General features: G+C 66.3%; 15 protein-coding genes. 9 read left to right on the forward strand and 6 right to left on the reverse strand.

Annotated elements, in window-relative coordinates:
* Positions 1-7 precede the first annotated feature (7 nt).
* Complete coding sequence (locus tag ACK4HL_RS16180) at positions 8-382, forward strand: hypothetical protein (protein WP_409762261.1); 375 nt, start codon at positions 8-10, stop codon at positions 380-382.
* A gap of 73 nt (positions 383-455) precedes the next feature.
* Positions 456-1343 (forward strand): fatty acid desaturase, encoded by an 888-nt coding sequence (locus ACK4HL_RS16185; RefSeq protein ID WP_409762264.1) that lies wholly within the window; start codon positions 456-458, stop codon positions 1341-1343.
* Here the strand turns inward: ACK4HL_RS16185 and ACK4HL_RS16190 are convergent.
* On the reverse strand, positions 1340-2230 hold the full coding sequence (locus ACK4HL_RS16190; RefSeq protein ID WP_409762267.1) for a DMT family transporter: 891 nt from the start codon (positions 2228-2230) through the stop codon (positions 1340-1342). The two genes, ACK4HL_RS16185 and ACK4HL_RS16190, sit on opposite strands and share 4 nt — an antisense overlap.
* 164 nt (positions 2231-2394) lie before the next feature.
* Here ACK4HL_RS16190 and ACK4HL_RS16195 point away from each other — a divergent pair, with 164 nt between their 5' ends.
* The 7 genes from ACK4HL_RS16195 to betI are packed head-to-tail and all read left to right on the forward strand — an operon-like array spanning position 2395 to position 9036.
* Positions 2395-3525, forward strand: a complete 1131-nt coding sequence (locus tag ACK4HL_RS16195) for a PotD/PotF family extracellular solute-binding protein (protein WP_409762270.1) — start codon at positions 2395-2397, stop codon at positions 3523-3525.
* Between the two features lie 40 nt (positions 3526-3565).
* Positions 3566-4672, forward strand: coding sequence for a PotD/PotF family extracellular solute-binding protein (locus ACK4HL_RS16200; RefSeq protein ID WP_409762273.1), 1107 nt, complete (start codon positions 3566-3568; stop codon positions 4670-4672).
* Positions 4669-5727: an ABC transporter ATP-binding protein gene (locus ACK4HL_RS16205; RefSeq protein ID WP_409762276.1), complete on the forward strand. Its 1059-nt coding sequence runs from the start codon at positions 4669-4671 to the stop codon at positions 5725-5727. The genes ACK4HL_RS16200 and ACK4HL_RS16205 overlap by 4 nt, the downstream gene beginning before the upstream one ends.
* On the forward strand, positions 5724-6590 hold the full coding sequence (locus tag ACK4HL_RS16210) for an ABC transporter permease (protein WP_409762279.1): 867 nt from the start codon (positions 5724-5726) through the stop codon (positions 6588-6590). Before ACK4HL_RS16205 ends, ACK4HL_RS16210 begins: the two co-directional genes overlap by 4 nt.
* Positions 6583-7434 (forward strand): ABC transporter permease, encoded by an 852-nt coding sequence (locus tag ACK4HL_RS16215; protein ID WP_409762282.1) that lies wholly within the window; start codon positions 6583-6585, stop codon positions 7432-7434. The genes ACK4HL_RS16210 and ACK4HL_RS16215 overlap by 8 nt, the downstream gene beginning before the upstream one ends.
* A complete protein-coding gene (locus ACK4HL_RS16220) occupies positions 7431-8429 on the forward strand; it encodes a zinc-binding dehydrogenase (protein ID WP_409762285.1) in 999 nt (332 codons plus the stop codon). The genes ACK4HL_RS16215 and ACK4HL_RS16220 overlap by 4 nt, the downstream gene beginning before the upstream one ends.
* A gap of 7 nt (positions 8430-8436) precedes the next feature.
* Entirely contained in the window at positions 8437-9036 is a 600-nt protein-coding gene (gene betI / locus ACK4HL_RS16225; protein ID WP_409762288.1) for a transcriptional regulator BetI, read from the forward strand.
* Here betI and ACK4HL_RS16230 read toward each other — a convergent pair.
* The 5 genes from ACK4HL_RS16230 to ACK4HL_RS16250 all read right to left on the reverse strand — a co-directional run bounded on the left by ACK4HL_RS16230 (position 9020) and on the right by ACK4HL_RS16250 (position 14610).
* Positions 9020-10576: an SRPBCC family protein gene (locus tag ACK4HL_RS16230; RefSeq protein ID WP_409762292.1), complete on the reverse strand. Its 1557-nt coding sequence runs from the start codon at positions 10574-10576 to the stop codon at positions 9020-9022. The two genes, betI and ACK4HL_RS16230, sit on opposite strands and share 17 nt — an antisense overlap.
* A complete protein-coding gene (locus ACK4HL_RS16235) occupies positions 10573-11346 on the reverse strand; it encodes an MBL fold metallo-hydrolase (protein ID WP_409762295.1) in 774 nt (257 codons plus the stop codon). Before ACK4HL_RS16235 ends, ACK4HL_RS16230 begins: the two co-directional genes overlap by 4 nt.
* A complete protein-coding gene (locus ACK4HL_RS16240) occupies positions 11343-12953 on the reverse strand; it encodes a flavin-containing monooxygenase (RefSeq protein WP_409762298.1) in 1611 nt (536 codons plus the stop codon). The genes ACK4HL_RS16235 and ACK4HL_RS16240 overlap by 4 nt, the downstream gene beginning before the upstream one ends.
* A 107-nt stretch (positions 12954-13060) precedes the next feature.
* Entirely contained in the window at positions 13061-13537 is a 477-nt protein-coding gene (locus tag ACK4HL_RS16245) for a hemerythrin domain-containing protein (protein WP_409762301.1), read from the reverse strand.
* A gap of 149 nt (positions 13538-13686) precedes the next feature.
* Positions 13687-14610, reverse strand: a complete 924-nt coding sequence (locus ACK4HL_RS16250) for a sugar kinase (protein WP_409762304.1) — start codon at positions 14608-14610, stop codon at positions 13687-13689.
* Positions 14611-14615: the final 5 nt, after the last annotated feature.

Consider the following 14615-nt stretch of genomic DNA (forward strand, 5'->3'; position numbering starts at 1 on the left):
CCGCCCCATGAAGAAACTCGCTTCCGCTTCCGCCGTGCTTCTGGCCGCGCTCGGCATGGGCGCTCCGGTCCACGCCCATGGCTGGTATGCCTACAAGAGCGATCCGGTCTATGGCTTCGCCTGCTGCGGGGGAACCGACTGCGGCATGCTGGTGGTGAGCAGGGACGTTCTCACCGCGGAGCCCGAGGGCTACCGCATCCGGCTTTCCATCGAGGAGACGCGCAAGATCAATCCCTTCTCGGTGGCGCCCATCGATGCCATCGTCACCTGGGACCGCATCCAGCCTTCCGAGGACGGCAACTACCACATCTGCCTGATGACCTACCGGCGCGACAACGTGCAGGGTGGCATCTACTGCCTGTTCGCCCCTCCCGACACGTGATTTCCGCACTTGACGGAGCCCGCCTCAGGCCTTATTGGATGATCATCCAATTTTTTGGTTACGGAGGCTGCCGATGGACCAGATGGCTTCGACCGTTCGCCAGGAGGCCGAGATCGGCCGCCGGCACACGCCCGACTTCGGCGGCCGAACGCTGCTGCTGGAGATCGAGCTTTTCGCGCTGTTCCTCGCGGCGACGGCGCTCACGGTGATGGGAATCATTCCGATGTGGGCGGGCTTCATCGCCAACACCGTCTTCATCTACGCGCTCTACACGGTGGTGCACGAGGCGGTGCACGCCAACATCAGCTCGCGGCGCAAGGAGCTGCGCTGGCTCGACACGGCGGCGGGCATCGTGGCCTGCGTGCCGCTGTGGCTCAACTACCACCAGCACAAGCGCCAGCACATGGCGCACCACGCCCACACCAACGAGGAGACCGACCCCGACATCTATGCCCGCGGCAGCTTCCCCGGCTGGGTGTTCCTGAGGCTTCCGGTGGCGCTCATCAACTATTTCAATCCGGTGCAGCAATACCGCGACTGCAGGCGCTTCAACTGCACCAACCGGGAGATCGCCTACACCGCGCTGAGCTTCTCCGCCTACTGGGCGGCGCTGCTCGGGCTGCTGGCGGCGGGCTACTGGAAGGAGGTGCTGTTCCTGTGGTTCGTGCCATGGTGGATCGGCCAGACGGTGATGCTCACCTTCTTCACCTGGACGCCGCACCACGACCATCACGAGACGGGGCGCTACCGCAACACCCGCGTCTCGCTCTTCCCCTTCGCCAATTTCCTGCTGCAGGGCCAGAACTACCATCTGATCCACCACATGCTGCCGGCCATTCCCTATTACCGCTACGAGGCGGCCTTCAATGAGCTGCGCCCCATCCTCGAGGCCAAGGGGGCGCGCATCGAGGGCCTCATTCCCGACCCGCGGAACGAACGGCACGAGACGGCGAACGCCTAGCGCCGGCCCAGCACCTCGACGAGGCCCGCGCAGAGGATCAGCGCCGTGCCGGCGAGTTCCATGAGGCCGAAGGGCTCGCCGGAGAACAGGGCGGCGGTGACGGCACCGGCCAGCACCTCGGTCATCAGCAGGATGCCGACCCGGCCGGAATCGATGCGCTGGGCTGCCCAGAGGACGAGGAAATTGGGAGGCACGAAGAAGATCAGCGCGAAAAGCACCGCCCAGGGCAGGCCCACCCCGAGATTGCCGATCGCCGCGATGGGAGAGCCGATCAGGGCCGCCAGCGCCACCACCGCACCCGAACCGCAGAGCCCGCCGATGCAGAAGGTCAGGACCGGCAGCGAGACGCCGCGGGAGGGCTTGAGGAAGCTCCGGAGCGTGCCCGCCGCCCACAGCATGCCGCTGAGCAGCGCCAGCCAGTCTCCGGCGTTGCGCGGAAGAGGCAGGCCGTGATCGAAGCCCAGGATGAACACCATGCCGCCGAAGCCGAAGAGCATGGCCAGCCCGCGGCTCAACGAGAGGCGTTCCCCGAGCAGCACGATGCCGGCGAGCGTGCTCCACACCGGCGTCAGGTAGAACAGGAGAATGGCGTTGATCACATCCGTCAGCACCAGGCTCACGGTGTAGAGCGTGAAGGCGAGACCCAGAAGCGCGCCGTTGACGAGCTGCGTTCCGAAGCCTTCCCAGGCGCTCCGCCGCAGCATCCACGGCAGCGGGGAGACGGCGGCCACGGCGAAGAAGATGACGCTCACCCAGGCGCCGCCGAGGCCCTGCTCCTCGAGCCAGCGCAGCGGCAGCCAGAAGCCGCCCCACATCGCCCCGCTTCCCGCTACGGCAAGCGAAGCCCAGATCCGGATGTTGGAGCCGCGCTGGGCCTCGACGCTCATTCCACCTCGCTCCCGGCCCTCAGGACGAGCCGGCCGGCGCATCCCTGTCTGCACCTTCGGCGAGCGAAAATCCTTGACCGCTTCGAAACTTGTTTGATTAGATGATCATCCAGTTCAGGGGGATTAGGCAAGAACTGTATCAACTGTCCAGGGAGGACAATCCTATGCCGAATATGCATAAGTTCGACCGCCGGCGCTTCATCAAGGGCGCGGCGCTGGGAGCAACCGCGCTCGCCGCACCGGCGATCATCGGGCGCGCGGCGATTTCCACCGCCAAGGCGGCCTTCGAAGGCGAAAGCCTGATCGCGGTGTCGTGGTCGGGCAATTACGAGCAGGTGTTCCGCGAGACGGTGATCGATCCGTTCAACGCGAAGTACGGCACCAAGGCCGAAACCGTCGGCGGCTGGGACCAGATCGTCAGCCAGATCAAGGCCGCCCCTGCCGACAACCCGCCCTTCGACGTGACCGTGGCCGAAGAGTACATCTCCTCCGCCGGCCTCGCCGAGAACCTCTATCTCAAGACCGACCGCTCCAAGATTCCCAATCTCGAGGCCGTCTACCCCTGGTTCTATGAAACGCGCCCCGACAAGGCGAAGGAGTTCGGCATCCCCTTCGGCGGCGGCACCTGCATGCTGCTCGTCCGCAAGAAGCTCGGCCTCGAGCCGACGAGCTGGCAGCTGCTGTGGGACGAGAAGCTCGCCGGCAAGGTGACCTCCGACAGCGCCGCATGGTGGTGGACGCTCTCGGTCCCCGCCGTGATGGACAAGACCAGCCCGGGCCTCGACGAGATGTACGACATGGCGACGGCGGAGCCGCTCTTCGCCAAGCTCGACCAGCTCAAGGTGGCGCGCTGGTACAAGGATGGCGCTGAGCAGGCGAACCTCCTCAACCAGGAAGAGGCCGACGCGGCGATGAGCTATTCCTCCGACGTCTACACCTTCCTCACCGAAAGCCCCGGCGAATATCTCGCGGCACTTCCCCAGGAGGGAGCCTCCGCCTGGGCCGACTGGTACTTCAAGGTGCGCGGCACGAAGCACAACGACCTCGCCGACCTCTTCCTCAACTACATGCTGGAGAAGGAAACGCAGGACCGCTTCCTCGCCAAGTCCATGATCTTCATGGCGCGCAAGGACGTGACCGTTCCCGAGCACTGGGGATCGAACTATCCCAAGTCGAACGAGGACTATCACAAGATGTTCCAGATCATCACCATGGACGGCTGGGACAAGATCAACGCCAATTACCAGGCCTATGACGACCGCATGAAGCTCACGGTGCAGCGCACTTCGGGCTGACCCTCGAAGACCTCGCCACGACGTCACGACAGGAGCAGAGATGAAGCTGAACCGCCGCAAGATCCTCAAGGGGGCCGCAGCCGTCTTTGCGCCCGCCATCATCGGCCGCGCCGCGGTTTCGACCGCGCGCGCGGCCTTCGAGGGCGAGCAGCTGATCGTGGTGTCGTGGTCGGGCAATCACGAGCTGAGCTTCCGCTCCGCCGTGATCGAGCCGTTCAACGCGAAATACGGGACGAAGGCCGAGACGGTGGGCGGCTGGGACCAGATGGTTTCCCAGATCGTCGCCGCCCCGGCCGACAACCCGCCCTTCGACATCACCATCGCCGACGAGTACACGACGTCCGCCGGCCTCGCCGAGAAGATCTTCCTCAAGACCGACCGCAGCAAGATCCCGGGCTTTTCCGCCGTCCATCCGTGGTTCGACGAGACGCGGGGCGAGGCCAGGGACTACGGCGTTCCCTTCGGCGGCGGCTCGCTGTGGATGCTCACCGCGCGCTCGACCGGCATGAGGCCCGACAGCTGGAAGAATTTCTGGGCCGAGAGCGTTCGCGGCAAGACGACGATGGATGCGGCCGCCTTCTACTGGGACCTCTGCATCCCGGCGATACTCTCGGACGCGAAACCCGGCATCGACGAGGTGTTCGGAACGCCCGAGGAGCTCGAACCGCTCTTCCTCGAGCTCGAGAAGCTGAAGATGGCCAAGTGGTACAAGGACGGCGCGGAACTCGCCAACCTCATGCTGCAGGACGAGGCGCAGGTGGCCATGATGTATTCCGCCGACGCCCACGGCTTCATCAAGGAGCACGGCGCGGAGTTCGAGGCGGCAATCCCCAAGGAGGGAACGGCCTCCTACACCAACTGGTTCATGAAGGTGAGGGGCACGCGGCATGCCGAGCTTGCCGACCTGTTCATGGCCTATCTCATGGAGCAGGAGACGCAGCAGCGCTTCCTCGACGTCGCGACCGACTTCATGTCGCGATCAGACCTCAAGGCGCCTCCGCACTGGCCGAACTACCCGGCCTCGAACGAGGACATGGCGCGCATGTTCAGCCTGTTCAGCCTCAAGGGCTGGGAGATCTTCGGCGCGCACTGGGACGCCCTCGACGCGCGCATGAAGACCACGATCGCCCGGACGACCGAAGGGTGATCGCGGTGGCGGGAGATCTGGCGCTCTCCCTGAAGGGGATAAGGCGCAGCTATGGGCCGGTGCTGGCGGTCGACGACGTGTCGCTCGACATGCAGAAGGGCGAGTTCGTGACGCTGCTCGGGCCTTCGGGATCCGGCAAGACCTCGACGCTCAGGCTGGTGGGCGGGTTCGAGACGCTGGATGCGGGGGAAATCCACATCATGGGCCGGCGCATCGACCATCTGCCGGCCTATCAGCGCGACACCGCGACGATCTTCCAGTCGGGCGCGCTGTTCCCGCACAAGACGGTGGCCGAGAACGTGGCCTATGGGCTGCGCATGCGCAAGGTGCCGCGGCCCGAGATCGAGGCGCGGGTGAAGGAGGCGCTCGAGATCGTCAGGCTCGGCGGCTACGAAGGGCGCTACCCGGCCCAGCTCTCGGGCGGGCAGAAGCAACGCGTGGCGCTGGCGCGATCCCTCGCCGTGCGGCCCGCCATCCTGCTCTTCGACGAGCCGCTCTCCGCCCTCGACCTGTCGCTCCGGCTGCAGCTGCGCGCCGAGATCAAGCGGCTGCACGACGAGCTGAAGTTCAGCGCCATCTACGTGACCCACGACCAGGGCGAGGCAATGGCGATGTCGAGCCGGGTCGCGGTGATGAACCGCGGCCGGATCGAGCAGATCGACCGGCCCGAGATCATCTTCCACAAGCCGGCGAACGAGTTCGTCTATACCTTCATCGGCGAGAGCTGCGTGCTCCCCGTCGCCGCAAGAGGCGGCCAGCTCAGCGACAAGGCCGGCAAGCCCCTTTCCATGACGCTCGACCGCGGCCTCGAGGACGGCGACTGGCGGCTCTACATCCGGCCATCGCGCCTCAGGATCGGGGGCGACGCCGAGGGGCTGCCCAACCGGCTCGCCGCGCGCTTCCATTTCATGGAATTCCTCGGCGACATCTACCGCTATCACCTGAAGGCGGGGGCACTCGAACTCTTCGCCGACCACACAGGGCCGCTTTCGGTCGAGCCGGGGCAGGACATCGCGGTGGGCTGGGCGCGCCAGGACATGCAGGCCTTCCGATGAGCGGGGCACGCAAGGGGGGCACGGCCGCGCCCTGGCTGCTGATGCTTCCGGCGCTCGTGATCGTGCTCGTCTTCTTCGGCATCCCCATGGCCTACATGCTGCGGATGAGCTTCAACCTGCACATCGACCAGCGGCTCTACGTGCCGGGCTTCACCTTCGAGCATTACGGCGAGCTGTTCTCCAACCCGCTGTTCACCGGCGCCATCTGGACGACGGTGAAGCTGGCGCTGACGGCGTCCTTCGCCACCGTCGTCATCGGCTACGGCTTCGCGCTGCTGGTGTGGCTGAAGCCCGCCGGCTGGCGGCTTCTCTTCGTGGGCCTAGCCCTCTGCCCGCTGCTCATCTCCGAGATCGCCATCATCTTCGGGTGGTGGATGTTCTTCCCGAAGAACGGGCTGATGAGCTATGCGCTGCTCTCCGCCGGGCTCATCACCGACAAGGTGAGCCTGATGTACACCGAGTTCGCGGCCTTCGTGGGGCTCGTCTACATCACCCTGCCCTATTGCTTCTTCATCCTGCTCTCGGTGATGGACGGGATCGACAGGCGGGTGCTGGAGGCGAGCGCCGATCTCGGCGCGGGGCCGTTCAAGACCTTCCGCGAGGTGCTGCTGCCGATGACGCGCACCGGGCTTGCGGTGGCCTTCTCGCAGTCCTTCATCTGGACGATCGGCACCTATGCGACACCCTCGGCGCTGGGGCCCGACACGCTGTGGACCATGGGCTTCCTCATCCAGGACCAGATGCTGGGCAAGAACAACTGGCCGATGGCCTCGGCCTTCTCGATGATCCTCGTCCTCGGCGTCGCGGTGATGATGGCGGCCACGCGCTCGCTGATGTCCAAGCGGGAGGCCTTCCATGTCTGAGGCGGTCCTCACGGCCCTTCCCCGCCGCAGCGCCGAGCCCATGCTGCTCAGGGCGCTGGCGGCCGCCTTCACCGTGTTCATCGTCTTCTACATCCTGGTGCCCATCGCCGTGACGCTGGTGATGTCGTTCAACGACGCAGCGATGATCCGCTTTCCGATCGCCGAGTGGTCGTTCAGGTGGTACCAGGATTTCTTCGGCAGCCAGCAATGGACCGATGCGCTCTACAACAGCATCCTGATCGCGCTCGGCACCACGGCGATCTCGACCTCCGCCGGGGTGATGGCCGCCTGGGCCTTCGAGCGCTTCGACTTCCCGTTCCGGGGACCCCTTTACCTCGTCATCATGCTGCCGCTGTTCATGCCGGGCGTGGTGCTGGGGCTCGGCGTCGCCATGTCGGTGGGCAACCTGCAGTTCCTGGGGTTCAGCGTCTACGGCACCAAGGGACTCGTCATGCTGGCGCATGCGCTGTGGGCGATGCCGCTCGTCTTCATGCTGATGGAAGCGACCTTCCGCACCATCGACCACCGCGTGGTCGAAGCCTCCTACGACCTCGGCGGCAGGCCGGTGCAGACCTTCTTCGAGATCGTGCTGCCGATGGTTTCGACCGGCATCATCTCTTCCGCGCTCTTCGCCTTCGTGATCTCGCTCAACGAGTTCGTCATGGCGCTGTTCCTCACCGACCGGGACACGCAGACGCTTCCCGTGCTGATGTGGCTGAGCCTCAGATCCGCCGGAACGCCGCGGCTCGCGGTCGCCTCGGTGATCCTGGCGCTCACCGTCTTCGCCTGCCTGGCGCTGATCATGTTCTGGTATGTGAGACAACTGCGAAAGGTGTCGCGATGAAGATCAAGGCCGTCGTCACGGAGGGCAAGGGTGGCCCCGAGGTTCTCGTGCCGCGGGAGGTGGAACTCGCCTGGCCGCAGGGACCGAAGGACGTGCTGGTGCGGCTGCGCGCCGCCGCGCTCAACCCGGCGGACGTGTTCTTCCGCCAGCTCGGCGGCTACATCGAGGGGCCCGCTCCCTTCGTGCTCGGCCATGACGGCATGGGCACAGTGGAGGCGGTGGGTGCGGAGGTGACGGCGGTGAGGCCGGGCGAGCGCGTTTGCTTCTGCAACGGCGGCATCGGCGGCACGATGGGCACCTATGCGGAGGCGGCCGTGGTGCCGGAGGCCCAGCTCGCGAAGGTGCCCGACGAGGTCGACGATCTCACCGCCGCAGCACTGCCGCTCGTCGGCATCACCTGCTGGGAATCGCTCCACGACCGCGCCATGCTCCGGCCCGGCGAATTCGTGCTGATCCATGGCGGCGCGGGCGGCACCGGTCATGTCGCCGTGCAGCTCGCCAGCCTCGCCGGCGCGCGCGTCGCCGCCACGGTGAGTTCCCCCGAGAAGGCGAGGATCGCGATATCGCTCGGCGCGGAGGAGGCGATCAACTACCGCGAGACGGATTTCGTGGAGGCCGCGCTGGACTGGTCGGGCGGCGTCAACGTCGCCTTCGACAATGCCGGGGCGGAGACGATGCAGAAGACATTCCGCGCCATGGCGCCCTATGGGCGCGTGGTGACGCTGATGGGAACGCCGGGCGACGATCCCGATCTCACCGCCTACAACCTCAACCTCACCATCCATAACGTGATGATGCTGACGCCGATGTGGAAGGGCCTCGGCTCGCGGCTGGCCGAGCAGGCGGAGATCGTGCGGAGGCTGCTCGCCATCGTGGCGCAGGGCCAGCTCACCATCCGCCATGCCGCGAGCTTCCCGCTCGCCGAGGCGGGCAAGGCGCAGGCGCTGCTCGAGAGCGGCGGCGCCACCGGCAAGGTCACGCTCCACATGGCTTGAGGCCGAAATGGCAGGAACGCGCACCAGCATCGAGCAGATCCGCCGCCGCGACCTCGTCGAGGCGGCCTATCTCACCTTCCTCGACCACGGCATGAAGGGCATGACCATGGCGCGGATCGGCGAGCGCGCCGGCATGTCGCACGGCATCGTGAACTACTATTTCAAGACCAAGGCCGAGCTGCTGAGTGCCGTGGTGCGCAAGGCGAACTTCCTCATCCTGTCGGACGGGGCGCGCAGGCTTCGGGCGGCGAAGAGCCCGCGCGAGCGGATCAGCGCCGTGATCGGGGCGAACTTCACCGACGACATCTTCACCCGCGAGATCGCACGCGCCTGGGTCAGCTATTACGCGATGATCGGCGAGCACCCGGAATTCGAGCGCATGCAGAACGCGCTGGACCGGCGCGTGCACAGCAACCTGATGCATGCGCTGCGGCAGATGACGGCGGAAGCGCCGGCCCGCGAGATCGCGCAGACCATCGCCACCATGATCGACGGGCTGTGGATCCGCCACGCCAAGTCGAACGACCAGTACAACGCCGCCGCCGCTATCCGCCACATCGAGGAGGTGGTCGACGCGCGGCTCGCGGCCGTCAAGCCGCGGCGGTGATGGCCTTCACGTTCAGCTGGTTGAAATGATGGATGAAGTGCTCGCTCCAGGCCTCCTTCTGGCCGGGATCGACCATCAGCCTGCCACGCGTGTAACCCATGGAGTGAAGGCCGCGCTGCACGCTCTCGACGAGCTCCACGTCCTCCGGGCCCAGGATGTCGTTGAACCATTCGACCGCTGACTCGGTGCCCTCGTCCATGCCGCCGTCGAGCCCGAAATAGAGGAGAGGCTCCGCCGTCTTCTCCGCCCCGTCGGGATTCATCAGGAAGACGAGCAGCATGTTGGCGCCCGGAAGGATCAGGAAGGCCATGTTGGGCCAGAGGAAGACGATCTGGAAACCCTCGTTGCGGCCGGTGAAGCGGCGCTCGCCGCGCATCGCGTAGGGCAGCCTCTCGGCCGAGCCGCCGCGGCCGAGGAACTCGATCACCTTGCCTTCAATGCTCCAGCGGTAGGTGTCCTGGTCGATGACGTCCGAGAGCTGGCGATGAGCGGGGCCGGAATAGAAGCTGTGGTAGTTCTCGAGGAAATTCTCCACCACCACCTTCCAGTTCGCCCTGATGGCGAAGTCCTGGCGCTTCACGAAGCGCAGCCGCTCGGCCTCGGGGCACATGGCGAGGAGCTTTTCGCCGAAGTGCGGAACCGACTCGCGAAGCGGGCGGGCCGACTTGTCCAGGTTCACGAAGACGAAGCCGCCGATGACGTCGACGCCGATCTGGGCCAGCCTGACGCTCGCCCTGTCGAAGCCCTCGACCTCCTCGCATTTGGGGGCGCCTCTCAGCGCACCGTCGAATTCGTAGGTCCAGGAATGGTAGGGGCAGCGGATGGCGTTCTTCACGTTGCCGGAGCCGGTGAGCAGCTGGTGCGCGCGGTGCTGGCAGACGTTGAAGAAGCCGCGGATCATCCCGTCGCGGCCGCGGATCACGTAGACGGACTGGCCGGCGATCTCGCCCGTCACGTAATCGCCGGGCTCGGGAAGTTCGGAGCCGTGACAGAAATAGAGCCAGCTGCGGCTGAAGATGCCGCGGAGTTCGGCCTTGTAGACCGCCTCGTCGAAGTAGAAGCTCGCATCGGGGGTGAAGCTCCGGGCGGCATCCTCGGTGAAGCCGGAACCGGCTGGATTGGTGAGCGGCATCGCTGTGTTTCCTTCTGCTCGCGCATAACGGCCCATGCCCTGAAGAAACTCGATCTCGTTTCCTTCCGGATCATGGAGATAAAAAAAGCGGGTCTGGAGGCGGCCTTCGGCCACGTAGTCGGCGATGGGCCCGGGCGAGAGGCCGCACTCGGCGAGGCGGGCGTGCTCGCGGGCGAGATCCTCCACCGTGAAGGCGATGTGGCTGTGGCCGCGCGAGGGGCCATCGTCGAAGGTCCAGCTCGCCGGACGGATCAGCTCGACCTCGATCCCGTCCCTGCCGCGGAGATAGACGAGCTCCGTGCCATCATAGGAATGCCGGTCGGCAGGCTCGAGATGGAGGGCATCGCAGTAGAAGCGGGTGGCGCGGGGAAGGTCGCGCACATGCACCATGTGATGGTGGAACCTCATGCCGAGACTCCCTGGAGCCAGCTTTCGACCGAGGGCATGCTGAGCTCGCCCCGGAGGTAGCTGTCGATCAGCGCATGGAGCCTTTCGCGGCCGAAGGAGGCCTCGTGGCCGGCATGGACGATCTCCACCGGAAGCTCGCGCAGCCGCGCCATCGATTCGCGATAGGCCGCGGCGTCCGAGTGCCAGGCGGTGTCGATCAGCTGCCCGTCATAGATCACATCGCCCGAGAAGAGGATGCGGGTCTTCTCCTCGTAGAGCGCGACCGAGCCGGGCGAGTGGCCGGGAAGATGGAAGACGCGGAAGTGACGGTCGCCGAGATCGAGCACGTCGCCCTCGTCGAGATGGCCGGTGAGCGGTGCCGGCGTGATGCGGAACTCCTCGAGCCTGTAACCCTCGTGCGGAAGCGCGGTGAGGAGTTCCGCGCCGAGCCAGGGCGCTGCACAGGTGCGGCGATTGTCCGGATCGGCGTGGATGTCGGCCTCGCTCGCATGCCCCAGCCGCTCGTCGAACTCGTGGGTGCAGCCGATGTGATCGAAGTGGCAATGGGTGGTGACGGAGGTGACGGGCCTTTCGCGCAGCGCCGCGATCTCAGCCTTGAGGGGCCGGAGCCCCATGCCGCTGTCGATCAGGATGTCGCGGTTCCGCCCGCGCACCAGCCACATGTTGCACCTCATCCAGGAGGCGACGTGGGTTTCGAGAATGCGGCTCACGCCGGGGCCCACCTCCGCGATCTCATACCACTGGCGGGCGACGGCAAGCCTGCGGCTCATGCGGCATGTTCCTCGACATGGCTGAGGCGGAAGCCCTCGTAACCCGCGGCGGCGATGTCGTTGCAGATCCGCTCATAGACGCAGAAGCCGTCGGCGAAGGGCATGAAGATGCGCGGCTTGCCCGGCACGTTGGCGCCGACATACCAGGAATTGGCCTTGGGGAAGAGCGTCCTGTCCGCCCCTTCGGTGACGCGTCGCACCCATTCCGCCTGGGACGTCTCCTCCGCCTCGATGCGGGCGATGCCATGGCGCTTCGCGTGTTCGAGGAGATTGCCCAGCCATTCCACGTGCTGCTCGATGGCGAGCACCATGTTGGCGAAGACCGACGGGCTTCCAGGGCCCGTGATGGCGAAGAGATTGGGAAACCCGGCGATGGCGAGGCCGAGATAGGCGGCGGGCCCGTCCTTCCAGGCGTCCCGCAGCAGGCGGCCCTCGCTGCCCCGGATGTCGATCGCCGTCAGGGCGCCGGTCATGGCGTCGAAGCCCGTGGCCAGCACCAGCGTGTCGAAGGAATACTCTGCCTTGGCGGTGCGGAGGCCCTGCGCGGTGAATCCGGTGACCGGTTCCTCGCGCAGGTCGACGAGGCTGACGTTGGGCCGGTTGTAGGTCTCGTAGTAATCGGTGTCGACGCAGAGGCGCTTGGCGCCGATCGGGTGATCCTTGGGGCAGAGCTTCTCCGCCGTCTTCGGATCGTGAACGATTTCACGGATCTTGTTGTGGACGAATTCGGCGGCGAGGCGGTTCGCCTCCTCCGAGACCATGATGTCCGAGAAGGCGTATTGATAGTTGAAGCCGCCCTCGCGCCAGCGCTTTTCGAAGGCTTCCTCGCGCTCCTTTTCGCCGAGGTCGAGGATGGTGACGTAGCCCTCGTCGGCATAGTCGCCCGCATAGGAGGCGCGCGACTTGGCGCGGAGATCGGCATAGCGGCGTTTCATCTCGCGCTCCCGCTCGGGCGGTATCGGGGCGTTCCAGGCGGGGATCGAGAAGTTCGGCGTGCGCTGGAAGACGGTGAGGTGCCCGGCCTGTTTCGCGATCAGCGGGATCGACTGGATTCCGGATGAGCCCGTGCCGATGATGCCGACGCGATGTCCGGTGAAGTCCACTCCTTCCCTCGGCCAGGAGGCGGTGTGGAGCACGCGGCCTTCGTAAGTCGCGAGACCCGGCAGATCGGGGAGCTTCGGCACGGAGAGGCAGCCAGTGGCCATGACGAGGAAGCGCGCCTGCCGGCGCCCCCCGCCCGCGGTCTCGACCTCCCAGCAGAGTTCCTTCTCGTTCCAGCTTGCGGCTGTGACGCTGGTGCCGAAGGTGATGTCGCGCCTCAGGTCGAAGCGGTCTGCCACGTGGTTGGCATAGGCGAGGATCTCGGGCTGGGTGGCATAGCGGTGGCTCCACGTCCACTCCTGCTGCAGTTCCTCGCTGAAGGAGAAGGAGTAGCTCATGCTCTCCACGTCGCAGCGCGCACCTGGATAGCGGTTCCAGTACCAGGTGCCGCCGACGCCGCCGCCCTTCTCCAGCACATGCGCGGAGAGCCCGGCCCGGCGGGCCCGGTGAAGCATGTAGAGTCCGGCGAAGCCGGCTCCGACAATCAGGACGTCGAGCCTGGCCATAGGCCTCCCTTCCCGGCCACGGATACCGCCGGTGCTTGCGTTCATGGTCTTTTAGATAAGCATCCAATTTTCTTCCGCACAAGCCAAAAGCGGAAGAGGATGGCGGATCAGCCGGTCTGGCGGCGGTTCTCGTCCATCCGGGCGGAGAGCTGCTCCAGATCCTCCGGCGTCAGCCGCATCCTTGCGATCGGCATGACGAGGGTGTTCTCCCAGTGAACGTGGCGGCGGTAGCGCTCGAAGAAGCCGCGCAGCATGTAGCCCAGCATGTCGGGGTTGTCCGGCCTTCCGCCCTGCCCCAGAAGCTCCAGGGCCTCGGCGATCTCGGAGGCGAAGTCGTTGTCGGAGGCGTGCTCGGAGGCGAGGCGGTCGAGAATCTGCGCAAGCCCGTCCTCGGGCAGGGCGCGTTCGCGGAGCAGCGGAAAGAGCGCCGCCTCCTCGTCATGGTGATGCAGCGGCAGGTCGAACTGGAGACAGGAGGCGACCTGCGCGCAGAGGCGGCGGTCCACTTCGTCCGGAAGGCCGTCTGCGATCCGCTCCAGCGCATCGCACATCTGCACCTGCACGGCATGCGCATTGGCGATCATGTCCAGTGGATTCCTGGCAAAGGGACTCGGTCTCTCACTGAGAAAGGCTTGCGGCATGGGCAGAGGGTTTTCCTGAAAGATTGCGCTCAGCTTCAAGCCGCTCGCCCTGCAGAACATTGATCCAGATCAATCATTTCGGCGGCGCGAAATCAACGGGAACGCCCGTGCAGCGCCTCTTCCACCGCAGCGCGCAGCGGCAGGGGCGCGATCGCGCCATAGCCGAGCGTCGAGAGCGCTGCGGCAGCATTGGCGAAGCGCGCCGCCTCGGCAAGCCCGCGGCCCGCCGCGAGTTCGGCGAGGAAGGCGCCGGTGAAGGCGTCTCCGGCGCCGGTGGCATCGACCGAGGACACGGAACGTCCCGGAAAGAATTCCTCGCCATCCGCATGCGAAAGGAACACGCCCTCGCGCCCCAGCGTCACCACCACGGCCCCCGCCCCCAGGCCCCGGAAATGCGCGGCGATGGCGGCGGGCTCGGAGAGCCCTGCGAGCGCCACGGCATCCTCGAGCGAGGTCTTGAGGATGTCGGCCTTCGCGGCGGCTTCCGCGATCACCGGGCGGGCGCGTTCGGCGCTCCACAGGCGGGGCCGGAAATTGGTGTCGAAGGAAACGCGGGCGCCATTTTCCTTCGCCATCGCGATCGCGGCCGAAACGGTGCGGGCGGCAGTTTCGCTGATCGCCTGGCTGATGCCGGAAGCATGGAAGAACACCGTGTCGCCGATCAGCTCCGGCTTCAGGTCCTCGGGCCGGATGAGGCTCGCCGCCGAGCCGGCGCGGCGGTAGGTGAAGACATGGCCCTGGGGGCCGTGGGTCACGAAATAGAGGCCGGTCGGGGCCTCCGCGTCGGTGGCAACGCCCGAAACGTCCAGCCCCTCGCGGATCATCAGTTCGCGAATCTCCGCGCCGAAGATGTCGCCGCCCAGCCGCGTGACATAGGCCGCGCGCGCACCCAGGCGCCGGGCGGCGACGCTCACGTTCAGCGTGTCGCCGCCGAAACCCGGGAGATAGCGGCCGTCGGGCTGGCGGTTCAGCTCGTAGAGCGGCTCTCCCAGCGCGACGACGTCGAAGCGCGGCACGGGGG

Origin of the sequence: Aestuariivirga sp., from assembly GCF_046294715.1 — a bacterium.
In the GTDB taxonomy this organism is placed as follows: Bacteria; Pseudomonadota; Alphaproteobacteria; order Rhizobiales; family Aestuariivirgaceae; genus Aestuariivirga.

Coding starts and splice junctions, on each gene's coding strand:
- ACK4HL_RS16180 (WP_409762261.1), top strand. CDS start 8: ATGAAGAAACTCGCTTCCGCTTCCGCCGTGCTTCTGGCCGCGCTCGGC.
- ACK4HL_RS16185 (WP_409762264.1), top strand. CDS start 456: ATGGACCAGATGGCTTCGACCGTTCGCCAGGAGGCCGAGATCGGCCGC.
- ACK4HL_RS16190 (WP_409762267.1), bottom strand. CDS start 2,230: ATGAGCGTCGAGGCCCAGCGCGGCTCCAACATCCGGATCTGGGCTTCG.
- ACK4HL_RS16195 (WP_409762270.1), top strand. CDS start 2,395: ATGCCGAATATGCATAAGTTCGACCGCCGGCGCTTCATCAAGGGCGCG.
- ACK4HL_RS16200 (WP_409762273.1), top strand. CDS start 3,566: ATGAAGCTGAACCGCCGCAAGATCCTCAAGGGGGCCGCAGCCGTCTTT.
- ACK4HL_RS16210 (WP_409762279.1), top strand. CDS start 5,724: ATGAGCGGGGCACGCAAGGGGGGCACGGCCGCGCCCTGGCTGCTGATG.
- ACK4HL_RS16215 (WP_409762282.1), top strand. CDS start 6,583: ATGTCTGAGGCGGTCCTCACGGCCCTTCCCCGCCGCAGCGCCGAGCCC.
- ACK4HL_RS16220 (WP_409762285.1), top strand. CDS start 7,431: ATGAAGATCAAGGCCGTCGTCACGGAGGGCAAGGGTGGCCCCGAGGTT.
- betI (WP_409762288.1), top strand. CDS start 8,437: ATGGCAGGAACGCGCACCAGCATCGAGCAGATCCGCCGCCGCGACCTC.
- ACK4HL_RS16230 (WP_409762292.1), bottom strand. CDS start 10,576: ATGAGGTTCCACCATCACATGGTGCATGTGCGCGACCTTCCCCGCGCC.
- ACK4HL_RS16235 (WP_409762295.1), bottom strand. CDS start 11,346: ATGAGCCGCAGGCTTGCCGTCGCCCGCCAGTGGTATGAGATCGCGGAG.
- ACK4HL_RS16240 (WP_409762298.1), bottom strand. CDS start 12,953: ATGGCCAGGCTCGACGTCCTGATTGTCGGAGCCGGCTTCGCCGGACTC.
- ACK4HL_RS16245 (WP_409762301.1), bottom strand. CDS start 13,537: ATGATCGCCAATGCGCATGCCGTGCAGGTGCAGATGTGCGATGCGCTG.